Annotated in this window: 22 protein-coding genes; 8 read left to right on the top strand and 14 right to left on the bottom strand. The window is 70.9% G+C overall.

The window, feature by feature from the left end:
- Positions 1–166: 166 nt before the first annotated feature.
- From G4G93_RS15755 to queE, 9 genes are all read right to left on the bottom strand, one after another.
- A complete protein-coding gene (locus G4G93_RS15755) occupies positions 167–1,303 on the bottom strand; it encodes a cytochrome P450 (RefSeq protein WP_165085355.1) in 1,137 nt (378 codons plus the stop codon).
- A gap of 134 nt (positions 1,304–1,437) precedes the next feature.
- Complete coding sequence (locus tag G4G93_RS15750; RefSeq protein WP_165085354.1) at positions 1,438–3,147, bottom strand: hypothetical protein; 1,710 nt, start codon at positions 3,145–3,147, stop codon at positions 1,438–1,440.
- Positions 3,129–4,628 carry a hypothetical protein gene (locus G4G93_RS15745; RefSeq protein ID WP_165085353.1) on the bottom strand — a complete coding sequence of 500 codons (1,500 nt, stop codon included), beginning with the start codon at positions 4,626–4,628 and terminating at the stop codon, positions 3,129–3,131. Before G4G93_RS15745 ends, G4G93_RS15750 begins: the two co-directional genes overlap by 19 nt.
- 528 nt (positions 4,629–5,156) lie before the next feature.
- Positions 5,157–6,308 carry a DNA replication/repair protein RecF gene (gene recF, locus G4G93_RS15740; protein ID WP_165085351.1) on the bottom strand — a complete coding sequence of 384 codons (1,152 nt, stop codon included), beginning with the start codon at positions 6,306–6,308 and terminating at the stop codon, positions 5,157–5,159.
- Between the two features lie 205 nt (positions 6,309–6,513).
- The gene (gene dnaN / locus G4G93_RS15735) at positions 6,514–7,635 is read right to left on the bottom strand and encodes a DNA polymerase III subunit beta (protein ID WP_048432113.1); all 1,122 of its coding nucleotides are present in this window, start codon (positions 7,633–7,635) and stop codon (positions 6,514–6,516) included.
- A gap of 177 nt (positions 7,636–7,812) precedes the next feature.
- Positions 7,813–9,315 carry a chromosomal replication initiator protein DnaA gene (gene dnaA / locus G4G93_RS15730; RefSeq protein ID WP_165085350.1) on the bottom strand — a complete coding sequence of 501 codons (1,503 nt, stop codon included), beginning with the start codon at positions 9,313–9,315 and terminating at the stop codon, positions 7,813–7,815.
- Between the two features lie 501 nt (positions 9,316–9,816).
- Positions 9,817–10,527 carry a nucleotidyltransferase family protein gene (locus tag G4G93_RS15725; RefSeq protein ID WP_312892023.1) on the bottom strand — a complete coding sequence of 237 codons (711 nt, stop codon included), beginning with the start codon at positions 10,525–10,527 and terminating at the stop codon, positions 9,817–9,819.
- Positions 10,528–10,629: 102 nt separating this feature from the next.
- Positions 10,630–10,986, bottom strand: coding sequence for a 6-carboxytetrahydropterin synthase QueD (gene queD / locus G4G93_RS15720; protein ID WP_165085348.1), 357 nt, complete (start codon positions 10,984–10,986; stop codon positions 10,630–10,632).
- A 79-nt stretch (positions 10,987–11,065) separates the two neighbouring features.
- On the bottom strand, positions 11,066–11,698 hold the full coding sequence (gene queE, locus G4G93_RS15715) for a 7-carboxy-7-deazaguanine synthase (protein ID WP_165085416.1): 633 nt from the start codon (positions 11,696–11,698) through the stop codon (positions 11,066–11,068).
- 347 nt (positions 11,699–12,045) lie between these two features.
- On the opposite strand from queE, the gene G4G93_RS15710 reads away from it, so the two are divergent.
- From G4G93_RS15710 to G4G93_RS15690, 5 genes are all read left to right on the top strand, one after another.
- Positions 12,046–13,560 (top strand): D-alanyl-D-alanine carboxypeptidase family protein, encoded by a 1,515-nt coding sequence (locus G4G93_RS15710; protein WP_165085346.1) that lies wholly within the window; start codon positions 12,046–12,048, stop codon positions 13,558–13,560.
- Positions 13,561–13,564: 4 nt separating this feature from the next.
- Complete coding sequence (locus G4G93_RS15705) at positions 13,565–13,792, top strand: hypothetical protein (RefSeq protein WP_165085345.1); 228 nt, start codon at positions 13,565–13,567, stop codon at positions 13,790–13,792.
- 153 nt (positions 13,793–13,945) lie between these two features.
- Entirely contained in the window at positions 13,946–14,386 is a 441-nt protein-coding gene (locus G4G93_RS15700; RefSeq protein ID WP_165085343.1) for a hypothetical protein, read from the top strand.
- Entirely contained in the window at positions 14,383–15,474 is a 1,092-nt protein-coding gene (locus tag G4G93_RS15695) for a GTP-binding protein (RefSeq protein WP_165085342.1), read from the top strand. The genes G4G93_RS15700 and G4G93_RS15695 overlap by 4 nt, the downstream gene beginning before the upstream one ends.
- A gap of 141 nt (positions 15,475–15,615) precedes the next feature.
- Entirely contained in the window at positions 15,616–16,578 is a 963-nt protein-coding gene (locus tag G4G93_RS15690) for a GNAT family N-acetyltransferase (RefSeq protein ID WP_165085341.1), read from the top strand.
- A gap of 108 nt (positions 16,579–16,686) precedes the next feature.
- Here G4G93_RS15690 and G4G93_RS15685 read toward each other — a convergent pair whose 3' ends face one another.
- The 5 genes from G4G93_RS15685 to G4G93_RS15665 all read right to left on the bottom strand — a co-directional run bounded on the left by G4G93_RS15685 (position 16,687) and on the right by G4G93_RS15665 (position 20,816).
- Positions 16,687–17,016: an HPr family phosphocarrier protein gene (locus G4G93_RS15685; RefSeq protein WP_165085339.1), complete on the bottom strand. Its 330-nt coding sequence runs from the start codon at positions 17,014–17,016 to the stop codon at positions 16,687–16,689.
- Positions 17,017–17,251: 235 nt separating this feature from the next.
- Positions 17,252–17,653 carry a PTS sugar transporter subunit IIA gene (locus G4G93_RS15680; protein WP_165085414.1) on the bottom strand — a complete coding sequence of 134 codons (402 nt, stop codon included), beginning with the start codon at positions 17,651–17,653 and terminating at the stop codon, positions 17,252–17,254.
- Positions 17,654–17,741: 88 nt separating this feature from the next.
- Positions 17,742–18,212, bottom strand: coding sequence for an HPr kinase/phosphatase C-terminal domain-containing protein (locus G4G93_RS15675; protein ID WP_312892021.1), 471 nt, complete (start codon positions 18,210–18,212; stop codon positions 17,742–17,744).
- Positions 18,209–19,957, bottom strand: a complete 1,749-nt coding sequence (locus G4G93_RS15670) for a stimulus-sensing domain-containing protein (RefSeq protein ID WP_395413662.1) — start codon at positions 19,955–19,957, stop codon at positions 18,209–18,211. Before G4G93_RS15670 ends, G4G93_RS15675 begins: the two co-directional genes overlap by 4 nt.
- 142 nt (positions 19,958–20,099) lie before the next feature.
- Positions 20,100–20,816 carry a response regulator transcription factor gene (locus tag G4G93_RS15665; protein ID WP_048430384.1) on the bottom strand — a complete coding sequence of 239 codons (717 nt, stop codon included), beginning with the start codon at positions 20,814–20,816 and terminating at the stop codon, positions 20,100–20,102.
- Between the two features lie 388 nt (positions 20,817–21,204).
- Here G4G93_RS15665 and G4G93_RS15660 point away from each other — a divergent pair, with 388 nt between their 5' ends.
- The 3 genes from G4G93_RS15660 to G4G93_RS15650 all read left to right on the top strand — a co-directional run bounded on the left by G4G93_RS15660 (position 21,205) and on the right by G4G93_RS15650 (position 24,998).
- A complete protein-coding gene (locus G4G93_RS15660) occupies positions 21,205–21,972 on the top strand; it encodes a DUF2470 domain-containing protein (RefSeq protein ID WP_165085410.1) in 768 nt (255 codons plus the stop codon).
- A 228-nt stretch (positions 21,973–22,200) separates the two neighbouring features.
- Positions 22,201–23,811: a phosphoenolpyruvate carboxykinase gene (locus tag G4G93_RS15655; protein ID WP_165085337.1), complete on the top strand. Its 1,611-nt coding sequence runs from the start codon at positions 22,201–22,203 to the stop codon at positions 23,809–23,811.
- A gap of 101 nt (positions 23,812–23,912) precedes the next feature.
- Positions 23,913–24,998 carry an NAD(P)/FAD-dependent oxidoreductase gene (locus tag G4G93_RS15650; protein WP_165085336.1) on the top strand — a complete coding sequence of 362 codons (1,086 nt, stop codon included), beginning with the start codon at positions 23,913–23,915 and terminating at the stop codon, positions 24,996–24,998.
- The last annotated feature ends 201 nt before the right edge of the window (positions 24,999–25,199 follow it).

Below are 25,199 nucleotides of genomic sequence, written 5' to 3'. Positions count from 1 at the left end.
ATCGACGACGCACGGGATCCCGTCACCTCGGCGCCCGCGATCTTCGAGGCGGTGGCCGCGGTCCAAGCGGCATACCGCTTCTGTTTGTCGGAACCGGTTTCAGCCGCACGCCGCCTCCGCCGACGCTCCGATGAGGCCGATACCGGTTGCGACGCCGCGTGCCGCGTCAGGCACCCACCGAGACCAGTAGCCGGTCGGCGAAGGCCCCGCGCTTGCGCAGGTGCCCGTCCACCCCGGGGGCCCGGCCGAGACGCCCCGCGGCGAGCAGGGGCTTCAGCATCCGGTGCAGGGTCGCATGGTTGATGAAGCGGCCGAAGCATTCGTGCAGGCCGTGGCCGAAATGGATGTATTCGTGCGGCAGCCGGTTGGGGTTGAAGACGCCCGGCTCCGGGATGCGGCTCGCATCCATCATGGCGGAGGCGAAGGCGGCGATCACCGTCGCGCCCTCGGGGATCTCCCGCTCGCGGGCGGTGCCGGCGGCGAGCGTGGCTGTCTTCAGCACCTTGCGCGGCAGGCCGGGGGCCAGCGGGTCGAAGCGCATCGCCTCGATGACGATGGCGTGGAGGTCCGCGTCGTCGCCGCGCCGCGCCGCCCGCCGCGCTCGCGCCAGCCAGTCGGGCCGGCGCAGCAGTTGCTCCATCGCCTGCGGCAGCACCATCGGCGGCTGCGGCGGCCCGCCGACGATCATGCAGAGCAGGGCGGTGCGGATCTCGACGTCGCCGTAGCCCGGCACGCCCCTGTCCTGAAGCGCGAGGCAGCGTTCGAGCACGTCGTCGACCCGGCCACGACCGGACTTCCGGGCCTCGATCACCGCGTCGATGTGGGTGCGCAAGGCCGTCGCGATCACCTGGGTCTCATTCCGCCAGGCGGCGTCCGAGACCGATCCGGTGAACTGGAACACGAACAGGCGCGTGCCCCAGGTCGCGAGGCTGCCCCGATCCGGCTCCGGCACGCCGAGATAGTCGCCGAGGAGGCCGAAGGTCACCTGGCGGACGAACGCGACGACGTCGACTTGCGGCCCCGCCCCGGCGAGCAAGGCCGCCGCCCGCGCCTCCGCGGCGTCACCCAGGCGGGCGAGGTCGCCGGGCCGCATCACCGCCTGCATCGCCGCCAGCTGCGCCCGATAGGCCGGCGAGTCGGGCAGGCCGAGGAAGAAGGGCGCCCCACCGGTGATCACCGCCAGGTTCTCGGCGTAGGGAACGCCGAAGACCGAATCGGTGGCGAAGACCTCCCGCACGTCGTCGTAGCGGGTGACGACCCAGAACGCGCCGCGGCCGGCGATCGGCGCGACGTGCCGCAGCACGCCCATCGCGAAGGGGGCGGCGGCGAGGGCCCGGTCGGCGAGCCAGCCGGCCAGGCCGCCGGGCCCCGGCCGGAAGCACTCCGTCGAGTCGAGGATGCTCTCGTGCGTGTCGAGGATGCCGTCGTGGGAACCGGTTACAGCTGCCTCAGATAGGCCAGGGCCGGCATGCTCGGCAGGAAGAAATACTCGCCGCCGCTGAACTGCACGTAGGTCTGCACCGGCACCCGGCGCCGCAGGGGCTCCTGCGGGATGGTGAAGTGGCCCGACGGCCCGACCAGCGGGTCGGATTCACCGTACAGGGTCGAGAAGGTGGTGTTCAAAAGCCAGGTCTGCTGCGTGAACTCGAACTGCCGCTCGATGTCGGTGTTGAGGCACATGAACAGCAGGCCGCGATCGGCCCCGTCGTCGACGCGCTTGTCGGCGATCTTCTCGCCGTACTTGCGGCCGCGTCGCAGGACGCGGTGGTTGTTGGCGGACTGAAGCAGCGTGTCGCGGCTGTCCCGGCTCGGATCCGGAGCCAGCCCGTCCCGCGGGAAGGAGCGGCGGACATGGCTGCCCAGCGGGCAGCCGAGGCCCTTCGGGTCGCGCTCGCGGAACAGGAAGTCGCTGTCGGGCGTGCCGTCGGGCCTCGCCGGCAGCACGCCGCCGCCGGGGCGGAGGAGGTGCCCGTCGAGGTCGCGCCCGACCGCCCGCTCCGCCAGCCACTCGGCGTCGACCGGGCCGATGCTCGGGTCCTTCGCCTTCAGCTGCGCCGCGTTGGCGTCGAAGGAGTTCCAGAACATCGCCACGTCCTGCTTCAACTCCCGCACGACGAGGTAGCTGCCGTTGATCCCGAGATCGGCGAAGCCCTCGGCCAGCGGGTGGGGCTCGAGGCCGGCCGCAACGACGCGCGCATCCTCCTTGCCCTTGTCGGGGCCGTCATCGTGGCTTTGGCTGACGAGGGGCCCGGGCGCCGGCTCGCTGTAGCCGTTCTGGTAGCCCAGCAGGATCTCGCCGAGCGGCACGCCCTGGATCGGGTCGCGCTGGGCCGGCACGCCGGCGAGCGTCACCAGACCCGATTCGTCCTCCGGGATCGGCAGCCCGTAGGGGATCGGCTGCGACAGGGCGTCGGCGAAGCCGAAATGCTCGCGGCTGAAGCCTCCCTGCTTCTCGATGTCGAGATGCAGGTCGAGCTCGCGCACGGTCTCGACCCCGACCCCGCGCAGCAGGGCCTTCACCCGGCCGGACCAGGCCTCGGCCTCCGCCTCGGTCCCGGTGTAGAGCAGCAGCAGGGCATGCACCGTGAGGGGGGTGCGGATATCCTGCTCCTTGTGCAGGTGGGGGACCGAGGTGGCGCTGACCCATTCCGGATCCTGCTGCGACGGATTCCGCAGCGGCACGTTCCCGCTCCAGCGCGGACCGCCGCCGATCACGGTGTCGAGCCAGTAATCGGTGCGGCGGTCGCCGAGCCGGCGCAGGCGGTCCTCCTGGAACATCCCCTCGCGGAACGGCCGCGAGAACGAGGCCAGCGCCCGGTCGTCGAGCCGCATGCGCTTGAGGCCGGTCCAGGTGAAGGCCAGGATCGCGGCCCGCGATCCCTTCTCCATCGGCGCGCCGTGGGTGATCTCGACCTCGGCGTCGAGGGCGTGCAGCCAAGAGCCGCCCTTTGTCCCGCCCTTGGCGCCATCCTCCGCCGCGTCCTCCCACACGAAGTCGAGGAGGAGGGCGCGGCCGAAGGGGAGATGCCCGAAGCCGCTCGCCACGATCCCCTGCGTGAGGGCGTTGATCGGCTCGGCGAGCTTCCAGTTCGGCCGGGACCCGCCCTCGCTCGCCGGTGTCGCAGGGCTCACAGGTCGGCCATCCATGCCTTCGCCTCCTCTTCGCTGATCCGGCGCTTGCGCAGGCCGTTGGCGATCCGGTGATTGCGCTCGATCTGGTCGACGGTCAGATCGGGATAGGCGCTGTACCAGAAGCGGCTGACCGCCCGGGACGCGAGCGCCCAGTTCTTGAACTGCCGCCCGTGGCTGGCTCCGTCATAGAGGAGCATGCGGGTGGGCGGGAAACCGACGCTGGAGCCCCAGGCCAGGGTGAGGCCGACATGCGCCTTCTCGATGAAGTCGTCGAGGTAGCTGCCCCAGCTGTGATCGAAGTTCGAGAAGAACAGCAGGCGGCTGCCGTTGTTGAGGAAGGCCCAGTGCGCGAAGTGCACGGTGCGCATACTGCCGAGATAGCCGGCCCGCGCATCCGGCTGGACCCGCAGCAGGAGGCCGAGGCCGTAATGGCCGGCCCGCAGGATCACCGAGCGCAGGGCGCCGGGCTTGTTCAGCACGATCGAGCCCATGTGGTTCTGGGTGATCCAGTCCTCGTGCCGGGCGATGTCGCGCAGGGTGCGCTCGCTGACCGGCGGTGCGTCCTGGCTGCTGTCGCGCAGCTCGTTGTAGCGCACGGCGTAGAGGAGCAGCGGCAGCGTCAGCACCGTGCTGAGCAGGCCCAGGAGAACGGCCCGTCCGGCGGCGAGGAGCGCCTGCGCCAGGCTCGGCTCGGGCCCGAGGCCGAACAGGAACGCCAGCGCCCGGACGGCGTGGACCGCCAGGATCGCGCCCGACAGGACGGCCACCGCCAGCACCGCGTAGACCGCGACGCCGGCGAGGAACAGCAGGACGCGCCGCGGCTCGAACAGCGTGAGCTTGACGCGGTTGACGACCGGGGGCCCGCGCACCGCCTTGCGCCGGGCGTAGAGCCGCGCGATCACCGCGGCGCCGGCGGCCATGATGATGAGATAGACCTGCCACGAGACCAGCGGGGCGAGCATCACCCCCGGCAGCGACAGGACGAGCAGGGCGAGGACCAGGAACCGGAAGAACCGGACGTAGTCCATGATCGAATCGCGGGTGCTGATCCGCCGGGGCGCCGGCTCGTCGAGCCAGGGAAACCGCGCGTCCATCGCGAGGCGAAGGCGCTTGTGGGCCTCGACGCCGGAATCCAGCCGGTAGGGGCTCGGGCCCGAGCGGATGGGATCGTCGATCTCCTCCTGCAGCGCCCGGAACAGCGCCCGCTCCTGAAGGATGCGGTCGCGGCCGAGGCCCCGGTTGCCGTGGAAGTAGACGCTCGGCTGCTGCGTCCGCGCCTCGAGGAAGGCCGCCAGCGACGCCCGGCTCCCGGGCGCCGTCACGCGGTCGTAGAGATCGCCGGTCTCGTCCCGCGGCCGCTTGCAGCAGCGAATCATCTCGCGGACCTTGTCGCCCATGGCCGCATCGAACTGCGCCCAGAACGGACCCATCTCGCCGTCGAAATTGGCCTCGATGATGAAAATCGGGTCGTACGTCGACGACGCGAAGATGCTCATCGACATGAAATGAAGTAAAGGTATTTTAGTATATATGTTATTGAAATTTGGTATTTCTGTATTACTAAGTTCGTCTTGATCGATCTTGAGTTCGTCGATGAGCGCCGATAAACGGCTGCAGCTTTGCGGCTTGACTTCAAGCGGAACGCTCAACGTGGTTTGTCGCATGATTCGGCGCCAGCCAAGATTTACCTAAACCTTAGGTATCATGGCGATGTGCGCGCCGTCACGCATTTTTTCAGGGAAATCGATTTAGCCTAACTCTGAGATCAAATAGATACGACTTTCTCCATTCAAGATCTAACACACCCGAAATCGTCGGCGAACGGACATTCAAGTCCAAATGTCGAGAGATGTCCCTCAAGGTGGACCAGCCCGCGATGCTGGCCGACGTCTGACGGCCTGCTCGCCGGCGGCGATCCCGCAGACGGGACGAAGCGGCACCACCGAGCGGGCCGGAACGACATTCCCCCGGCTCTGCGCGACGGGCATCCGGGGAAGGGCGCGGGAGTCTCTCCCGTTCGCGGCTCAGGCGGTGCCGCGCACGCCGCCGTCCGCCACCTGGACCATGTCCGCCCGCCCGCCGAGCTCACCGAACAGCAGCGGATCGGCCCCGGTCATCCAGACCTGGCCCGGCAGGGCCTCGAGGGCGTCGAACAGGCCGGCGCGGCGGCGGGGATCGAGATGGGCCGCGACCTCGTCGAGCAGCACCAGGGGAGCCAGCCCGCTCATGCCGGTGACGAGGCGGGCATGGGCGAGCACGAGGCCGATCAGCAGCGCCTTCTGCTCGCCGGTCGAGGCGGTGGCGGCGGGCACGTCCTTGGGGCCGTGGCGTACGACGAGGTCGGAGGCTTGCGGGCCGGCGAGCGTGCGGCCGGCGGCGCGATCGCGAAAGCGGTTCTGGCGCAGGGTCGCGCGGTAGCGGTCCTCGGCATCGACCGCGGGCCACACCGCCACCAGGTCGTCGATGTCGCCTTCCAGCCGCACCCCGGCCCAGGGGAAGGGCGAGGCCTCGTCTCGGGTGGACAGGATCAGGCTGTCGAGGCGCTCCACCGTCTCGCGGCGGGCCAGCGCCACCGCGACGGCGAGTTCCGCCACCTCGCGCTCGACGGCGTCGAGCCAGGGCCCGTCATCGGGCCGCTCCTCCAGGAGACGGTTGCGCGAGCGCAAGGCCCGCTCCATGGCGTTGACCCGGGCGCCGTGGCCGGCATCGACGGCCAGCACCAGGCGGTCGAGGAAGCGGCGCCGGTCGCCGGCAGGCCCGCGGAACAGCGCGTCGAGGTCGGGGGTGAGCCAGACCACCCGCATCTGCTCGGCGAAGGCGGTGGGCGAGGGAGCGGTCGCGCCGTCGATGCGGCAGAGCCGGCCGCCGCGCTCGTCGCGGCCCCGCGGCGGCTCCCAGGCGGTGCCGATGCGGTGGTCGCCGTTCGGCCCCTCCAGGGTCAGGGACACCGCGAAGCCGCCGGCCCCGCTCTCGCGTGCCATGACCGAGAAGTCGGCACGGCGCAGGCCCCGGCCGGGGGCGAACAGCGACAGGGCCTCCAGGATGTTGGTCTTGCCGGCCCCGTTCTCCCCCACCAGCGCGACGAACCGGCGGCCGACCGCGAGATCGAGGTCGGCGTGGTTGCGGAAGTCGCGGGCGATCAGACGGGTGACGCGCAAGGAGTCGGGCTCGGTCATCCCGGGGGCATATCACAGGTCGTCGCGCGAGCCGGCGCGGTCGCGGGCGTCATGCGCCGCGGCGCGGCGTCTCGGAGCGAGCGGGAACCCGGCTCCGGTCGGTCGGCCGCCGCCCATCGGATGACTGGATCCCGGGCCCCGCCCCGGGACGACGGGACGAGTCCGGTGCCGATGCGCGCGACGGTCGCCGCGCGCGATCCCGTCCTCACACCCGCATCGGCATCAGCACGTAGAGGGCCGGCGCGCCCTCGCGGTCCTGGATCACCGTCGGCGAGCCCGGATCGGCGAGGCGGAACAGGGCGGTGTCACCGTCGAGCTGGGCGGTGATGTCGAGGAGGTAGCGGGCGTTGAAGCCGATATCGAGGGGGCCGGATTCGTAATCGACGTCGAGTTCCTCGGTCGCCGAGCCCGAATCCGGGTTGTTGACCGAGAGCGACAGGCGCCCGTCGGTCATGGCGAGCTTCACCGCACGGCCGCGCTCGGACGAGATGGTCGAGACGCGGTCGACCGCCTTGGCGAACTGGTCGCGCTCCACCGTCAGGCGCTTGTCGTTGCCGGTCGGGATGACGCGCGCGTAGTCCGGGAAGGTGCCGTCGATCAGCTTCGAGATCAGGGTGACGCCCGACGAGAAGCTGAACCGCACCTTGGCCGAGGAAATCTCGACGCCGACGGTCTCGCCGCCATCCTCGACGAGCTTCTGGATCTCCGCCACGGCCTTGCGCGGCACGATGATGCCCGGCATGCCGCCGCTGCCCTCCGGCGCCTCCATCTGGACGCGGGCGAGGCGGTGGCCGTCGGTGGCCACTGCCCGCAGCTTGAGCGAGCCCTCGGCGTCGATGGTGTGGAAGAAGATGCCGTTGAGGTAGTAGCGCGTCTCCTCGGTGGAGATCGCGAACTGGGTCTTGTCGATCAGGCGCTTCAGGTCGGCGGCCGGCAGCTCGAAGCGGTGCGGCAGCTCGCCGGCGGCGAGATCGGGGAAATCCGCCTCCGGCAGGGCGCCGAGGGTGAAGCGCGAGCGGCCGGAGCGGATCAGCATCTGGCCGGTCTCGCCGCTGGTCTCGAGCGAGACCTGGGCGCCGTCGGGCAATTTCCGGACGATGTCGTAGATGACGTGGGCCGGCACCGTGATGGCGCCGCCATCGACCACGTCGGCGGGAATCGTCTCGGTCACCTCGATGTCGAGGTCGGTGGCCTTGAGCTGGAGCCCGTCCGGCCCGGAGCGCAGCAGCACGTTCGACAGGATCGGGATCGTGTTGCGCCGCTCCACGACGCGGTGCACGTGGCCGAGCGACCGAAGAAGGGCCGCGCGCTCGACGGTGACTTTCATCAGGGTGATCCGTGTCTCGAACGACCGACCGTTCAAGGCCGGCAACCGCACTCGTTGCCCCGTGCACGCACGGGACGGGAACTTTGGCGAAGGCGCTCCCCGAACGCAAGCGGGCGGGGGAGGCTCATCCACGAGCCTCCCTCATACGCCTTCCGGAGACGCGTCCGTTCCGCGGTCTCAGTCCTGGAGCATCCGCTTCAGCAGCTCGACCTCGTCGCAGAGCGCCGTGTCCTCGCCGATCGCCTTCTCGATCTTGCGCACCGCGTGCAGGACCGTGGTGTGGTCGCGTCCGCCGAAGCGCCGGCCGATCTCCGGCAGGGAGCGCAGGGTCAGCACCTTCGAGAGGTACATGGCGATCTGGCGCGGCTTGACCACCGCGGCGGTGCGGCGCTCGGAGAGGATGTCGGAGCGCGAGACGTTGTAGCGGCTCGCCACCAGCTTCTGGATGTCCTCGATCTTGACCCGCTTCGGCTCGCGGTTCTTCACGAGGTCGCGGATCGCCGTCTCGGCGGTGTCGAGGGTGACGGGCGCGCCGGTGAGCGTCGCGTGGGCGAGCAGCCGGTTGACCGCGCCCTCGAGGTCGCGGCCATTGGCGGTAATCGCCTTCGCCACGTATTCGGCGACCGCCGGGCCGACCTCGAAGGCCGGATGCGACGCCCGCACCGCCTCGAGGCGCGTTTGCAGGATCGAGGCGCGCAGGGCTTCGTCGAGGGTGCCGATCTCGACCACGAGGCCGCCGGCGAGGCGCGAGCGCACCCGCTCGTCGAGGGCCTCCAGCTCCGTCGGCGGCCGGTCGGCCGCCACCACCACCTGGCGCCCGGCATCGATGAGCGCGTTCAGGGTGTGGCCGAACTCGGCCTGGATCGAACGGCCCTGGATGAACTGCACGTCGTCGAGGATCAGGACGTCGATCGCCCGCAGCTTCTCCTTGAAGGCCAGCGCGCTCTGGGTCTTCAGGGCATTGACGAAGCCGTACATGAAGCGGTCGGCGGTGAGGTAGATCACCCGCCGTCCGGCATTCTTCACCGCGTGGCCGATGCCGTGGAGGAGGTGGGTCTTCCCCAGGCCGACGCCGGCATGGAAGTAGAGCGGGTTGTAGAGGGCCGGACCGCCGTCGTGCCGGGCGACCCGCTCGGCGGCGGCATGCGCCAGGGCGTTCGAGCGGCCGACCACGAAGCTCTCGAAGGTCAGGCGCGCATCGAGGGGAGCGCCGCCGAGATCGCCCTCGGGGGCGTGGCCACGGGCGGCGCGCTCGGGCTCGGGCAGCTCCGCCACCGGGCCGGGGGAGGCGGCCGGACGCGGGCTCGTCGCGGGCTTGGCCACAACCGGAGCGCCGGGCCGGGCCGGCGCCATCGCGCCGCGCACCCCGACCTCCAGGCTCTCGATGCCGTCGGCCTCGCTGCGGAAGGTGGCGAGCACCCGGTCGAGATAGTGCGACTCGATCCAGCTCTTGAGGAACCGGGTCGGGACGGTGAGGCGGGCGACGCCGCCGGAGACGTCCTGCAATTCGAGCCGGGCGAACCAGCTCGCGAACACGTCCTCGCCGAGTTCCGCCCGCAGGCGGCGCTTCACCCGCTGCCAGGCTCCCGCGATCTCGGCTCCTGCGGTCTCGCGGCCGTCATCGCCGTTGCCGCCGCGGCTGGAGCCGACCCCTGCCGCCAAGCTGCCGTCCACACGCATGACTGGTCCCTTCTCGGCCCGGTGGCGGCTGCCCGCTCCCGGTCCGTACGCAGATACGCTTGCCGCCCCGCGCCTCGGACGGAGGCCCGGCGGCCGGGTCGAAGGCCTGGAGAAGTCAACCGACTTCAGCCTTTTTCCCGTGGTTCACCCCGGTCTATCAACAACTGGTCTCGTTTCTCTTAAGACCCGCCGGCCTTCGAAAACCGCGAGGCGGTACCGAGGGTTGGCAGCCGCCTCCGGGCATCGGCCCAGGCGCCGCGCGCCGCGGGGCGGGTCCGGTCGATCGAGAGCGGGACGAGACCTGCGCGAAGGGCGGGTACAGGTGGAAAACTAGGCCGTCCGGGGGACGTTTCGCAACAGGAACGATTGGGCCTAAGGTAAAGCGATCCTTACGCAAGACGTCCGCCCACGCCCGATCCACAGCCTGTCCGGCAGCAAGATCCTGGAATCGTGACCGTTTCGTTGAAGTCCCGTTGATGCGTCCGGAAGATCCCTGCGGGGTCAACGGCTTGTCGAAACCGGGGAGGGTCCGGGGGACAGGCCGGTGGACAGCGCGGGCGTGTCCTTCGCGCACTTGACGGACGGATCGTCCGCCCCACCCCACGGCAGCACCGTCAGCTCGGGCCACAGGGCCCGCATCCTCGCCGCCTTCGCGGTGTAGGTCTGCGCATTGGCGAGCACCGGGTTGGGGCGCAGGACCAACCCGAACAGGTCGGCGAGGCCGAAGGGGGCGGCGATCGACAGGGTGTCGTCGGGCTCCAGCCGCACGCCGACGGCGTGGACGGCCGCCGCGTAGCGCGCGAGCGCCGCGTCGGCGTCGGGCAGGGGCGGGTAGGGAGCGCCGAAGCGGGCCTCGAACCAGAGATGGACCCGGGCCTGGTTGCGGATCTCGACCGGGCCGGGGCAGGGCGCGAGGATGGCCGCGGCGCGCCGCAGGACCGCGTCCTCGGCCTCCCAGGACGTGTCGGGGTCGAAGTAGATCAGGTCGTAGTCGCGGATGCCGTGCCCGCGGGGCCGGCCGGTCAGGACGTTCCAGACCGTCTGGTAGAGGCAGCCGGCGACGAGGCGCCATTGCGGCAGGGCGAGGGAGCGGGCCGCCTTCAGGAGGGACATCAGGTCGGGGTCGGCCCGGACGATGCCCGCGAGCCGCCGCGGGTGCTCCGCGTCGTCGGAACCCGCATGAGCGGGCGTTTCGGCCGATCGCGTGGGCACGGCGGGGCGTCCTATTCGCTCACCTCGGATGGGGTCGACGGCAGGATGCTGTCATTCTCCGACACGTCGGGCGACGCGTGCGCTCGCACCGGCATTCAGGCGTCACGCACCGGTATATTCGGCCCAGGACATCGGCGTCTCGAACACCTTGACCGAGGCGAGCAGCGGCAGGGCCGGCTTCGTCTTGTCCCAGATCCAGGCGGCGATGTGCTCGGCGGTCGGGTTCTCGAGGCCCGGCACCTCGTTGAGGCAGTAATGGTCGAGGCGTTCCAGCACCGGTGCGAAGGCGGCCTCGACGTCGAAGAAATCGACCACCCAGCCGGTCGCCGGATCGACCGGCCCGTCGAGGGTCAGCTCGACCCGGTAGGAATGGCCGTGCATGCGGTGGCAGCGATGGGTGACGGGCACGTTCGGCAGCCGGTGCGCCGCCTCGAACGTGAAGGCCTGGGTGATCTTCATCTGTGGTCGCGTCTGGGAATGAATGTGGACAGCGCCTTAGCACCGATGGGCAAGCGGGCGAACCCGCCTCGCCCCCGGCTCACGGGATGCCGATCAGCTTGTGGGTCTGCAGGCTCAGCCGCCAGCGGCCGTCGCGCAGGCAATGGGCCACCGCCGCCTCGGTATTGGCGACGCGGTCGGGCCCGTCCATCGGCTGGAGCCAGTGATGGCGGAAGTCGAGCTCGGCCAGGGCGTCCGGATCGAGGCCGGGCTGGGGGTAGACGAGCTTCAGCTCGTGCCCGCGCGTGAGCCGCAAGGGAGCGCCGGCCTTGGGGCTGACGCAGACCCAGTCGATCCCCGCCGGCGCGGCTTGCGTGCCGTTGGTCTCGACCGCGGCCTCGAAGCCCCTGGCATGCACGGCGGCGAGCAGTGCCTCGTCGAGTTGCAGGAGCGGCTCGCCGCCGGTGAACACCACGTAGCGCCGCCCCAGCGCCGCCCCCCAGCAGGCCGCGATCGCCTCGGCCAGGGCCTCGGCATTCAGAAACCGGCCGCCGCCGATGCCGTCGGTGCCGACGAAATCGGTGTCGCAGAAGCGGCAGACGGCCTCCGCGCGGTCGGCCTCGCGCCCGCTCCACAGGTTGCAGCCGGAAAAACGGCAGAACACCGAGGCGCGCCCGGCCTGGGCGCCCTCGCCCTGGAGGGTGTGGAAAATCTCCTTGACGGCGTAGCTCATGATGTCGGTCGTCGGGCGCCGCCGGTCGGCGTCGCGCACGTTGCTCCCTGTCGTCTCGTGGTCGTCCTGCCGTGTCAGATGGGGATCGCGCCGGCAAGCGCACCGGGCGCGGGTCCGGTCCGCGCCTGTGGACGGGGCGGGGATGGCAGCGCCGCCATGCTCCCGCCACGGATGGCGCGTTCATGAGAGCATCGCGCGGCGCTGTCAAAAGCTTCGCCGTTGCCCTACAATCTAAGGACGGTCCGCCGTGCGGTGCCGGGGGCGGCGCGACCGGGCGGCCTCCACCGGGAGCCGGACGGTCGCGAGGGGCGCCGCGGGCGGCACCGGCACGACGGGAACTCATCCGAATGTTGACACGTGCGCTCCTGCCGCGCCTCGCCGGACGCCTCCTCGGCCTCGGCGCCTGCTTGGCCGCTGGGTCTCTCGCGGCCGGACCGGCGGGGGCCGTCACCGCACCGATGCTGGTCGTCGACGTCGATTCCGGCAAGGTGATCTACAGCCAGGGCGCCACCGATCCGTGGTACCCGGCCTCGATCACCAAGCTGATGACGACCTACGTCGCCCTCGACATGGTGCGCCAGGGCCGGGCCTCGATGGACCAGCTGCTCACCATCTCGGAGGTCGCCGCGGCCGAGCCGCCCTCCAAGATGGGCTTCAAGCCCGGCACCCAGCTCACCCTCGACAACGCCCTCAAGATCATCATGGTGAAGTCGGCCAACGACGTCGCCTGGGCGATCGGCGAGAATCTGGGCGGCTCGATCGACGGCTTCGCCGCCCTGATGAACGAGACCGCGCAGCGCCTCGGGATGCGCGACAGCCACTGGTACAACCCCAACGGCCTGCCGGACGCCCGGCAATGGACCTCGGCCCGGGACATGGCCGTGCTCGGCCGGGCGCTCCTGCGCGACTTCCCCGAGAACCGCGACCTGTTCTCGATCTCGGCGATCCAGTTCGGCCGCGCCGTGATGCCGAACCACAACGGGCTGCTGGGCCGCTATGCCGGCGTCGACGGGATGAAGACCGGCTTCATCTGCTCGGGCGGCTTCAACGTGGTGGCGAGCGCCAACCGCAACGGCCGGCGCATCCTCACCGTGGTGATGGGGCAGGCGAGCGCCCGCGAGCGCGACCTGAAGGCCGCCGACCTGTTCGATTACGGCTTCGGCCAGTCGGGGTTCAGCTTCGGCGGCCAGACCCTCAACGACCTGCCGACCTCGGGCATCGCCGCGCCGCCCGACATGCGGCCCTATATCTGCGACAAGCGCCGGCCGATGCCGGCCGATTCGGATTCCTCCGCGGTGACGGCCGGGGCCGCCGCCGGCGGCAACGCCGACAACGCCAACGCCCAGCTGATGGCCGCCGGCGCACCGCCCTCCTCGGCGCTCGCCTTCGCCACCATGAACAGCGCGGCCCTGCGCAACCGCGCCCTGCCGCCCCGGGCGCCGCTGCAGCCGGTGCTGGTCTGGACCGGCCGCGACCCGGCCGAGAGCGCCATCGCGGCGAACGACGACGCAGCGCCGGCCAAGCCCGCCGCGGCCAAGCCCGCCGCCCGGGTGAAGGTCGCCAAGCCCGTGCCGCCGAAGCCCGCCCCGAGCCGCAGCATCGCCGCCACCGGCGCGACCGTGCCGCAGCCGAAGCTCCTCGCCCGCCACAAGGGCGCGACGCCGGCCACGGCCTCCGCCTTCGCCTCCACCGGTCCGGCCACCGCGGTGATCGCCGAGCCGAAGGGGCACAAGGCGACGGCGACGCCCGCGGCGAAGCCGGCCGCCAAGACCGCCAAGCCGGCGGCAAAGCCCGCGCAGAAGGCCGAAGCCAGGCCCGTGACGAAACCGGCCGTCAAATCGGCCCGCAAGAAGGACGAGTGAGCCGGTGGCCGAGGCGGCGCCGGTCTTCTGCCCGGACGGTGCCCTGGCCTATCGCCGCAGCCGGACCGTTTTCGTGCCGGGGCAGGGCCTCGCCCTCGACGATGCCTATCGCCTCGCGCGCTTGCCCCCGGTGGCGCCCGACCATCCGGGCGTGATCCCCGCGAAGGACGGCCGGGACTACGTGCGCGGGCATCATCCCCGGGTCGTCTCGCTGGTGCTGCCGGTGCCGTAGGCGCGGCTGGCCGCCGCCCCGGCCCATGCCGCGCGGGAGCTGCGCGGTGCGCCCTTCGCGCGCACGATCGCCTGGGAGGTCGCCGCGCGCCGCGCGGACCGCCTGCACGCGACCCGGTGCGGCTCCCTGGCGACCGGGCCCGATGCGGTGCCGGTGGTGATCACTCGGGAGCAGCAGGCTGCGCTCGCCGCCCTCGGCCCGTTCACCTTCGAGCTGCGCGGCCTGTTCTCGGGCACCGTCAATGTCGGCCGGCCTTACCTGCGGGTCTATCCCGAATGCCGCGACGGGGTCGACGTGCTGGCCGAGATCCAGGGCATCATGGTCCGGCCGGAGACGAGGCTCTACCTCGTCGGCCTCCGTAACCTCACCGACGACCTCGACTCTGCGGAGACCGCAACGTTGGCCGCGTTGATCGAACGCCGGTGGGACCGGCCGGTCCTGCGCCTCCCGCTCGATGCCCTGCGGCTGCTCTGGGCGACCGACGACCGCATGCTCGACGGCGGCGTGCTCGCAACGGTGTGCACGACCGGGATTGACGTCCGGCGCCCCGATGCGCAGTTCGCCGGGACCAGCCCGACGAGAACCGTGCCATGATAGACACCCCCGGCCGCCCCGCACCGATCCCGCTCACGGTCCTCACCGGCTTTCTCGGGGCCGGCAAGACCACGCTGCTCAACCGGCTGCTGCGGGCGCCGGAGCTCGCCGACACGGTGGTGATCGTCAACGAGTTCGGCGAGGTCGGGCTCGACCACCTGCTGATCGAGACGGTGGACGAGGGGATGATCCTGCTCGGGGCCGGGTGCTTGTGCTGCACGGTGCGCGGCGACCTGATCGCGACCCTCGAGGACCTGCTGCGCAAGCGCGACAACGGGCGGATCCAGCCGTTCCGCCGGGTGGTGATCGAGACCACCGGCCTCGCCGACCCGGCGCCGATCCTGCACGCGCTGCTCTACCACCCCTACGTGGCGATGCGGTACGCGCTCCAGGGCGTGGTCACGGTGGTCGACGCGGTCAACGGCGCGGGCACGCTCGATGCACATCCGGAAGCCCTGCGCCAGGTCGCGGTGGCGGACCGGCTGGTGCTGACCAAGACCGACCTCGCCGGGGACGAGGGCGACGCCGTGCGCGCCCGGCTCGGCCGGATCAATCCCGGCGCACCGGTTCTCACGCCGGACACCCCGGCCGACGACCTGCTGGCCGGGCTGTTCGACCTCGACGGCAAGGTCGCCGACGTGCGGGCCTGGCTCGGGGACGAAGCCGGGCATCACGACCACCATCATCACGCTCATCACCATCACGACGTGAACCGGCACGATGCGGCGATCCGGGCCTTCCATCTGGTCAGCGATGCGCCGGTGCCGCGGGCGGCGTTCGAGATGTTCCTCGACCTGCTGCGCTCGGCCCACGGCCCGAAGCTCTTGCGCCTCAAGGGCTTGGTGGCACTCGCCGACGATCCGGGCCGCCCGGTGGTGGTGCACGGGGTCCAGCACGTCGTCCATACGCCCGCGACCCTGCCTGCCTGGCCCGACGGCGACACCCGCTCGCGGCTGGTGCTGATCATGCGCGACCTCGACCCCGCTTTCGTGCGCCGGTTGTGGGACGCGTTCCTGGGCCGGCCCACCGTCGACGCGCCGGACGCCGCGGCACTGACCGGCAATCCGCTGGCGATCCCGGGCGGCTGATCGCCGGGGCCGGCCCGCCTCCGCAGGCGGGGCCGGGGAGACAGGATTCGGGGCACAGGATTTGAAACGCCTCGTCCGGAACGGCCACTGGGGCCGCGCCCCTGTCCCGTTCCGGGACGGGTGATCCGGAACGAGGCGGCGATGAGCACTCCCTTCACGCTGATCGAGGGCGGCCTGACCGGCGCGGTGACCCTGCGGGCGGAACTGCGCCATCCCTCCTCGCTGCGGGAGGCGGAGGTCGAGGCCTGGCGCAGCCTGATGGGCCGGGCGCTGGAGCCGAGCGTCTACGCCGATCCGGACTTCACCCTGACGATGACGCAGCACCTCGCGGACGGTCAGACCCTGGCCCTGCTGCTGGTCTGGCAGGACGGCCTGCGCGCCCCGATCCTGCGCGGCGTGCTGCCGCTGCGCCTGCCGGTGCGCCAGGGCCTGGCCGGCCGGGCGCAGCTGTGGCGCCTGCCGCTCGCCGGCACTGCCGAGGCGGCGGTCGATGCCGGCCACGCGGGCGCAGTCCTGCGCGCCGCCCTCGATCACCTGCGCCAGTCTCCGCTGCGCCTCGTCGACCTGCTCTGGCCGGACCTGCGACCGGATTCGGGCCTCGCGGTCGCCCTCGGCGAGGCCGCGGGCAGCTCGGGGCGGCGCCTCGCGGTGGCGGAGCAGGCCGCCTCGGCGGCCCCCGCGCCGGTGCCCCTGACCCTGCCGGCCGGCCGTACCTCGCTGGAGCGGGTGCGCGATCCGGTGCGGCTGCGCGACGCCGTCGAGCATTTCCTGGTGCTGGATGCCCGGCGCGGCCCGCAGAGCCTGCTCGCCGATCCGGCATCCGCGACGGCGTTCCGGGTGGTGACGCGGCGGTTCGCCCACCGGCGGCAAGCCTGCGTCGACCTGGTGCGGCGGGACGGGGAGGTGGTGGCGGCGGCGGTCCATCTCGCCACCGGGCGGCACGACACGATCTGGCGCCAGGCCGGCCTGTACCTGGCCGAGGCCCCGGTGCATGGGCCGGTGCCCGCTCGCATCGAAGCGGTGGTGACCGTGGAGGCGGAAGGGCGCGCACGGCCGCCGCGGGAGCGGACGTCCCTGCGCCAGCTCCTCCGTCTGCGGGCGTGAGACGACGTTCGGAAGATCCCTTCCGGACGTCGTCTCATCAGCCCGTGCGGCGTCTGAGCGAAGCCGAAATCCGCATTGCGACGCAATCGGTCGGATGTCGTATGACGCCTACTCGTCCTCGCCGAACCGGTTGGCGAGGAGGGCGCTGATCGCCTCCATGCAGGCATCCTGGTCTGGGCCGAGCGCCGTGACCCGGATGCTGGTGCCCTGCGCGGCCCCGAGGGTGAGCAGGCCCATGATCGAGCGCCCGCCCACCGTCTCGCCGCCCCGGCTCACCGTGACCTCGGAACCGAACTTCTCCACCATCTGCACGAACTTGGCCGAGGCCCGGGCATGCAGGCCGCGCCGGTTGATGATCGGTAGGTCGCGGGCGCTGGCACCCTCGGGCACCGGGGGAAGGTCGCCATCCTCGTCGTCGGTGTCGGTGAAAGGCGTCATCGGCGGGGCACCTGCTCGGATCCGGTTCGGACCGTCATGGACGGTCGTCCGGCTCTCGCGCGCATCGGGAGGGCTCGGCCCGTAGCGTAACCGGGCGGAGGCAGAAAGCTAGGGCGAAGGGCGCAGGAATCGAGGGGGAGACCATCGAGGGAGCCGACCATCGCGGGCGAGACCCTGCCGATGGCGGGATCGTCACGCCCGCCCGGTTGGCCCGCCCATCTATCGACCTGCCCGCCTACTTGCCCGCGAGGACCCGCGAGGCGACGTTGATGTACTTACGCCCCGCCTCCTGGGCGTGGAGCACCGCATCGCTCAGGCTCTCCTCGTCGCGCACGCTGGCGAGCTTGATCAGCATCGGCAGGTTGATGCCGGCGACCACCTCGACCGAGCCGCCGTTCATGCAGGAGAGCGCGAGGTTCGACGGCGTTCCACCGAACATGTCGGTCAGCACGACGACTCCGTCACCGGAATTCACCCGGCACACCGCCGACATGATGTCCTTGCGACGGACCTCCATGTCATCCTCGGGGCCGATGGTGATCGTCTCGAGCTGATCCTGCGGCCCCACGACGTGCTCCAGCGCGGCCTTGAATTCCGTCGCAAGCAGGCCGTGGGTGACGAGCACCATTCCAATCATCGACACGAGTTCCGACGCCCCGTTGGAGCCGAGCCGCCATTTTGTGCAGCGCAAAGGCGAGCGCAAGAGCAATGCGGGGAAATCCGCATCAATCGGTCATCATCATGACACGGAGGCGGCGCCAGCGCCACAGCACCGTTCCGGCCAGGCCAGGCCCCGGCGGAAGAAAGATTCTGGGCAGGCGCGTGCCACCGAGAAGAACGGTCTCCCCGGCCTCTTCGGGCATCCGTAGGGCGTGCGGGGTCAGGTCGACGACGAGGCGCAGGACCGCCGAAGGCATCGTCGGCTCAACGGCTTGCAGGCCGAGGCCGCGGATCTCCAGGAGGCCCGCGAGAGCCGGGTGGGCGGCCGCGACCAGGCGCCCATGCCGTTGCGTCAGCGCCACACGGTCGTCGCCGACGAGGGCGGCGAAGACGCCCGAGATAGAGCCGAGCCCGATCAGGTCACGCACCAGGGTCGATTTGCCGCTCCCCGACGCGCCGCGGATCAGGATCCCGTCCTCGCCCAGCACCACGCAGCTGGCATGGATCGCGGGACTCGGACCGCGGGCACGTCTCACCGGTTCTGGGCCGGGATGCGGACGATGAAGCGCGCCCCGAGCAGGGTCGGCTCGCCGTCCTCGCCCGGCGGGCCGAGGCGGTTCTCGGCCCGGATCGTCCCGCGATGAGCCTGGACGATCTGGCGCGAGATCGACAGGCCGAGGCCGGAATTCTGGCCGAAGCCCTGCTCAGGCCGATCGGTGTAGAAGCGCTCGAAGATCCGCTCCAGGGCATGGGGCGGGATGCCCGGGCCGTCATCCTCCACGGTCAGCTCGACGGCGTTGCGCCGCCGCCGCAGGGCCACCCGGACGCTCGCGCCCTTCGGCGAGAACGAGCGGGCATTGTCGAGGAGGTTGTTGACGACCTGACCGAGCCGGCTGTCATGCCCGAGGATCGCGAACGGATCCTCGACCCCGGCCGGCCCCGGCTCGACGGAGAGGTCGATGAGGGCATCGCCCCGGCGCCGGCGCTCGTTGGCAACCGACACCACCGTGGTGATCAGCTTCCTGAGGTCGACCCGGCCGGCCTCGGCGCGCGCCAGCTCGGCATCGAGGCGCGACGCGTCGGCGATGTCGCTGATCAGCCGGTCGAGGCGCTTCACGTCGTGCTGGATGACCTGCATCAGCCGGCCGCGGGACTCGTCGGTCTTGGCGAGCGGCAAAGTCTCGACGGCGCTGCGCAGCGAGGTGAGGGGGTTCTTCAGCTCGTGCGAGACGTCGGCGGCGAAATTCTCGATCGCGTCGAGGCGGCGATAGAGCGCCTGGGTCATGTCGCGCAAGGCCCCCGAGAGGTGGCCGATCTCGTCGGTGCGCCGGGTGAAGTCGGGGATCTCCTGGCGCGACTTGATGCCGGTGCGCACCCGCTCGGCGGCCTGTGCCAGGCGCCCGACCGGGCCGACGATCTGGCCGGCGACCAGCATCGACAGGACCACCATCACGAGCGCCGCGATGATGAAGACCTGGAGCAGGGAGAACCGCTCGGCCGCGATGATCTTGTCGATGTCGCCTTCCTGGGTCGAGAGCAGCAGGGCGCCCCGGACGGTACGGCCGCGCTGGATCGGCACGGCCACCGACACGATGGTCTCGCCCGGACCGTTGCGGCGCACCAGGGTGCCGCGGGATCCGGCGAGCGCCCGCTGGACCTCCGGCAGGGTGCGCCCGTCCGCCGGGCCCGGCTCGTCGGCCACGGAGGGGCGGCCGAGGCCCGGCACGTGCGTGCGCACGGCGTTCCAGGCCTGCTCGATCAGGCTCGGACGCTCCTTGTGGGCGGCGGGCGGGTCGCGGCTGAGGTCGCCCCGGATGTAGAGCCCGCGCGAATCGATCAGCATCGTGCCGTCGCGGTCGTAGACCCGGGCACGGGTGCCGGTCGGCGTGATCAGGCGGCGCAGGAGCGGGGCCACCCGCTCCGGGTTGAGCGAGAATTCGAGGCCCGACGGCGCCTCGTCGCCGAAGCCGCCGCCCTCGCCGGCCTGGAGCTGGAGCAGGCGATCGGGATCGATGGTGATCGCATCGGTATCGACGGTCGCCGAGGCGGCGATGGCGCCCGCGATGATGTCGCCTTGCGTCAGCAGGCTCTGCACCCGGGCCTCGATCAGGCCCTGGCGGAACTGGTTGAGGTAGAGGAAGCCGATCAGGAGCGCGATCAGCCCGGCGAGGTTCAGGACCACGATGCGCCGGGTCAGGCTCGAGGCGAAGCGCTCGGCGATCCAGCTCCGGACCGTCCGCCAGCCGAACGGCTCGCGCGCGGCCTCCGCGTCCGGGTCGATCTCGCTCGACGGTTTCGGGACGGACCCGTCCGGCAGCCGGCCCACGCCGCGGAAGTACCGGCCCGTGCCGCCCAGAAGGCGGCGCACGGGGCCGAGGCTCGATCCCTCGCTCACGCGGGCAAATCTCTGAGGGTCAAGTGTCTTACATTTCCTTGAAGCGATAGCCGACGCCGTACAGGGTCTCGATCATGTCGAAGCTGTTGTCGGTGACCTTGAACTTCTTGCGCAGGCGCTTGATGTGGCTGTCGATGGTGCGGTCGTCGACGTAGACCTGATCGTCGTAGGCCGCATCCATCAGGGCGTTGCGGCTCTTCACGACGCCCGGGCGCTGGGCCAGCGCCTGGAGGATCAGGAACTCGGTCACGGTCAGCGTCACCGGCTCGCCCTTCCAGGTGCAGGTGTGGCGCTCCGGGTCCATCATCAGCTGGCCGCGCTCCAGCGAGCGGGCGGCCGCGGCTTCCGCCTCCCGGGCCGAGGCGCCGGGGCCGGCCTCCTTGGCGGCGAAGCGGCGCAGGACCGCCTTCACCCGCTCGACCAGCAGGCGCTGCGAGAACGGCTTCCGGATGAAGTCGTCGGCGCCCATCTTGAGGCCGAACAGCTCGTCGATCTCCTCGTCCTTCGAAGTGAGGAAGATCACCGGCAGGTCGGATTTCTGGCGCAGGCGGCGCAACAGCTCCATCCCGTCCATGCGCGGCATCTTGATGTCGAAGATCGCGAGGTCGGGCGGCGAGTGCTTCAGGCCGTCGAGGGCGGAGGCGCCGTCGGTGTAGGTCTGGATCCTGTACCCCTCGGTCTCCAGGGCGATCGACACGGAGGTCAGGATGTTGCGGTCGTCATCGACGAGGGCGATGGTCGGCATGGGCATTCCCTGGGGCGCGGGTCTCGCCCGCAGGACATACCGGCCCTGCTGAACGCCACCCGACTAGAACCGGTTCCGGACCCGGCAGATCTCGGGCCGCGCGGCCCTCGATCCAAAAAGGCTGGACAGTGGCCGCGACGCCACGATCTCGACTCCCTTAAGGCCATCCCGCCAAAAAAGCGAGCACCCGTGGCGAGGCCGCCACAGGTTGAGGCGGCCGAGGCGTCGGGCCCGCGGCGTCGCGCGGCCTGGACGGTCCTGCGCACCGACGCCAAGGTAAGTCGCGAAACGCGCGAGGCGAGGGGTGAACCGCATGGTCGAGAACGGCTTTGTCGAGGACGGCTTACCGGCGAAAGGCCAACCCGGGAACGCCTTGCCCGGGAACGCCCTGCCCGAGGCGGACAGGAGGCAGGCCGCGCCGCTGCCGGCCGCGGAGGCGCCGTTCGATGCGATCGGGCTCGCCAAGTCGCTCCTGCGAAAAGTGCGCGCGGGCGCGCTCGCGACCCTGGAGCGGGACGGGGGCGCGCCGTTCGCGTCGCTGGTCACCGTGGCGACCGACCATGACGGGACGCCGCTCATGCTGCTCTCCCGCCTCTCGGCCCACACCCTCAACCTCGAGGCCGATCCGCGCTGCTCCATCCTCCTCTCCCAGGGCGGCAAGGGCGATCCGCTCGCCCATCCGCGCCTGACCGTGGCCGGCCGCGCGGAGCGCAGCGCCGAGCCGCAGGTGCGGGCGCGCTTCCTCGCCCGCCATCCGAAAGCTGCGCTCTACGCCGACTTCCCGGACTTCGCCTTCTTCCGGCTCGAAGTGAGGGCCGGGCACCTCAACGGCGGATTCGCGAAGGCCGCGACGCTGACCGGGCCGGAACTCCTCACCGACCTCGCCGGGCTCGAGGCGCTGGCCGAATCCGAGCCCGGCGCCGTCGTCCACATGAACGAGGACCATCTCGACGCCGTCGCCCTCTACGCGACGCGGCTCGCCGGCGAGGAACCCGGGCCGTGGCGCCTCACCGGCTTCGACCCGGAGGGCCTCGACCTGATGGCCGGCGAGCGTACCGCCCGGGTCGCCTTCCCGCAGCGGCTGGCGGATCCGGCGGCCCTGCGTTCGACCCTGGTGGCGATGGCGGCGCAGGCCCGTGCCGTCCCCGATCCATGACATAAAGTCCAGCTTGTCACTGCCGAAATGAGCGAATTCGATTGAACCGTGAAGTTTCGCCACCTACTAAAGCTGCCCACCGAGGCGCCTTGATCGGCCTCGGCGCGAAGGTGCGCGACCTGCTAGCACAGTACGGTCACCGCACCCGATGCGAGGGTTAAGTCAATCGGCCCGATCCGGACCGGCTGCCGGCCGTGTATCCCGAGGTCGGCGCCAGGAGGAACAGGCGTGAACGACATCGGCGTATTCAACGAGGCGTTCGGCGCCGCCAAGATCGGCCTCCGCAACCTCAAGCGCGTCAACTGGAACATGGAGGCCCCGAGCCTCTACGAGCATGCATTACAGCGCGGCGAGGCGCAGCTGGCCGCCGGCGGCGCCCTGGTGGCCGAGACCGGCATCCATACCGGCCGCTCGCCGAAGGACAAATTCGTGGTCCGCGACGCCGACACCGAGAACGAGGTGTGGTGGGAGAATAACGGCGGCATCACCCGGCCCCAGTTCGAGACGCTGCTGGAGGACTTCCTGGCCCATGCCGAGGGCAAGGAACTGTTCGCCCAGGATCTCGTCGGCGGCGCCGAGGTCGGCCACCGGGTCCGCACCCGGGTCTTCACCGAATATGCCTGGCACTCGCTGTTCATCCGCAACCTGCTGATCCGCCCGGAGCGCGAGACCCTCGCGACCTTCGAGCCGGAACTGACCATCATCGACCTACCGAGCTTCCGCGCCGACCCAGCCCGGCACGGCTGCCGCAGCGAGACCGTCATCGCGGTCGATTTCTCGCGCAAGATCGTGCTGATCGGCGGCACGTCCTATGCCGGCGAGATGAAGAAGTCGGTCTTTACGTACCTGAACTACGTGCTGCCCAAGGCCGGCGTGATGCCGATGCACTGCTCGGCCAATGTGGGCCACGAGGGCGACTCGGCCCTGTTCTTCGGCCTGTCGGGCACCGGCAAGACCACGCTGTCGTCCGATCCGAACCGCGTGCTGCTCGGCGACGACGAGCACGGCTGGAGCCCGAAGGGCATCTTCAACTTCGAGGGCGGCTGCTACGCCAAGACCATCCGCCTGTCGAAGGAGGCCGAGCCCGAGATCTACTCCACCACCGAGCGCTTCGGCACGGTGATGGAGAACGTCGTCATCGATCCGGTCACCCGCCAGCCGGATTTCGACGACGCCTCGCGCACCGAGAACACCCGCTGCGCCTACCCGCTGCCCTTCATCAGCAATTCGAGCGCCACGGGCCAGGCCGGGCACCCGAAGAACATCGTCATGCTGACCTGCGACGCCTTCGGGGTGCTGCCCCCGATCGCCAAGCTGACCGGCGCCGAGGCGATGTACCACTTCCTCTCGGGCTACACCGCCAAGGTGGCCGGCACCGAGAAGGGGCTGAAGGGTCCGGAGGCGACCTTCTCGACCTGCTTCGGCGCCCCGTTCATGCCGCGCCACCCGTCGGTCTACGGCAACCTGCTGCGCGACCTGATCGCCCGCCACCACGTCGATTGCTGGCTCGTCAACACCGGCTGGACCGGCGGCGGCGTCGGCACCGGCCGTCGCATGCCGATCCGGGTCACCCGCCGGCTGCTGACCGCGGCCCTCGACGGCTCCCTCGCCAAGGCGGATTTCCGCCGCGACCCGTATTTCGGCTTCGCGGTCCCGACCTCGGTGCCGGGCGTCGAGCCGCACATCCTGTACCCGGTCAAGACCTGGCAGGACAAGGCTGCCTTCGCCGAGACGGCCAAGAGCCTGGTCGAGATGTTCCAGAAGAACTTCAAGCGCTTCGAGGCCCATGTCGACGCCGACGTGCGCGCCGCCGAGCCGACCATGTCGATCGCGGCCTGATTCTTTCAGGTTTCGATCATAAGAGGGCCCTTCTCCCCGGAGAGGGGCCCTTTTTCGTCGTACAAGCCTCGAACGAAGACACGGAGAGGGAGGAGCGACCGATGATGGTGCTCGTCGTCGGTGCCGGGGTGGTCGGCCTCGCGATCGGTCGGGAACTGGCCCTGCGCGGCCACGAGGTGATCGTGGCGGAAGCGGAGGGCGGCATCGGCACCGGCGTGTCGTCGCGCAATTCCGAGGTGATCCATGCCGGGATGTACTATCCCGGCGGATCGCTCAGGGCGCGCCACTGCGTCGAGGGACGGCGCCGGCTCTATGCGTTCTGCCGGAGCCACGGCGTGCCCCATGCCAGGATCGGCAAGCTGATCGTCGCGGCGACCGAGCCCGAGGGCGCCAAGATCGCGGCGATCCACGCGCAAGGGATCGAGAACGGCGTCGAGGGCCTGTCGCTCATCGACGGCGTGGAAGCGCAGCGGCTCGAGCCGAACCTGACCTGCAACGCCGCGCTTCTCTCGACCGAAACCGGCATCGTCGACAGCCACGCCCTGATGCTGGCGCTCCAGGGCGACATCGAGGGGGCGGGGGGCGCACTCGCCTTCCATACCGCCATCGACCGCCTGACCCGCTCGCCCGAGGGCTGGGTCGCGCGGTTCGGGGACGACGCGCTCACGGTCGATGCGGTCGTCAACGCGGCGAGCTTCGGGGCGCAGACGCTCGCCCGGGCGACCGAGGGCTATCCGGAGGCGCGGGTGCCGCGCCTCGTGCTCGCCAAGGGCAACTATTTCGGCTGCACCGGCCGCCCGGCCTTCGCGCGGCTGATCTACCCGGCCCCCGTCGAGGGCGGATTGGGCATCCATCTCACCCTCGACCTGGCCGGGCGGATGCGCTTCGGCCCCGACGTCGAGTGGATCGACGCCCCCGACTACGAGGTCGATCCCGCCCGCGGCGCCCTGTTCTACGCCGCCATACGCCGCTACTGGCCCGGCCTCCCGGACGGCGCGCTGGTGCCCGACTACGCCGGCATCCGCCCGAAACTGTCCGGCCCGGGGGAGGGGGCCGCCGACTTCCTCATCGACGGACCGGCCGAGCATGGATTGCCGGGGCTGGTGCATCTCTTCGGCATCGAGAGCCCGGGTCTGACGTCGAGCCTGTCGCTGGCGGAGGAGGTGGCGGACCGGTTGGGGGCGTAGACCTCATTCGACTTCTCCAGCTCTCGTACCCTCCATCGTCATTCGGGGCTCCGCTTTCGCGGCTCCGGAATCACGCGGTGGGTGTCACCTCAGGTCGAGAGCCGACCGCCACCGACCATCCACCCCCATCAAGAATCGCGTGCGTCCGGCCGCCGTCTTGGCGCGGCGGGGTGCCGCTGCTATCTCCCGTCGACCCATTCC

This window comes from Methylobacterium sp. DB0501 (assembly GCF_011043735.1).
Lineage (GTDB): Bacteria > Pseudomonadota > Alphaproteobacteria > Rhizobiales > Beijerinckiaceae > Methylobacterium > Methylobacterium alsaeris.
This window is presented reverse-complemented; position numbering and strand designations above follow the sequence as displayed.

Bases quoted from the DNA above. Each gene is read 5' to 3' on its own strand.
- G4G93_RS15750 (WP_165085354.1), bottom strand. From the start codon at position 3,147: ATGGATGGCCGACCTGTGAGCCCTGCGACACCGGCGAGCGAGGGCGGG.
- G4G93_RS15745 (WP_165085353.1), bottom strand. From the start codon at position 4,628: ATGAGCATCTTCGCGTCGTCGACGTACGACCCGATTTTCATCATCGAG.
- recF (WP_165085351.1), bottom strand. From the start codon at position 6,308: ATGACCGAGCCCGACTCCTTGCGCGTCACCCGTCTGATCGCCCGCGAC.
- dnaN (WP_048432113.1), bottom strand. From the start codon at position 7,635: ATGAAAGTCACCGTCGAGCGCGCGGCCCTTCTTCGGTCGCTCGGCCAC.
- dnaA (WP_165085350.1), bottom strand. From the start codon at position 9,315: ATGCGTGTGGACGGCAGCTTGGCGGCAGGGGTCGGCTCCAGCCGCGGC.
- queD (WP_165085348.1), bottom strand. From the start codon at position 10,986: ATGAAGATCACCCAGGCCTTCACGTTCGAGGCGGCGCACCGGCTGCCG.
- queE (WP_165085416.1), bottom strand. From the start codon at position 11,698: ATGAGCTACGCCGTCAAGGAGATTTTCCACACCCTCCAGGGCGAGGGC.
- G4G93_RS15710 (WP_165085346.1), top strand. From the start codon at position 12,046: ATGTTGACACGTGCGCTCCTGCCGCGCCTCGCCGGACGCCTCCTCGGC.
- G4G93_RS15695 (WP_165085342.1), top strand. From the start codon at position 14,383: ATGATAGACACCCCCGGCCGCCCCGCACCGATCCCGCTCACGGTCCTC.
- G4G93_RS15690 (WP_165085341.1), top strand. From the start codon at position 15,616: ATGAGCACTCCCTTCACGCTGATCGAGGGCGGCCTGACCGGCGCGGTG.
- G4G93_RS15685 (WP_165085339.1), bottom strand. From the start codon at position 17,016: ATGACGCCTTTCACCGACACCGACGACGAGGATGGCGACCTTCCCCCG.
- G4G93_RS15680 (WP_165085414.1), bottom strand. From the start codon at position 17,653: ATGATTGGAATGGTGCTCGTCACCCACGGCCTGCTTGCGACGGAATTC.
- G4G93_RS15665 (WP_048430384.1), bottom strand. From the start codon at position 20,816: ATGCCGACCATCGCCCTCGTCGATGACGACCGCAACATCCTGACCTCC.
- G4G93_RS15650 (WP_165085336.1), top strand. From the start codon at position 23,913: ATGATGGTGCTCGTCGTCGGTGCCGGGGTGGTCGGCCTCGCGATCGGT.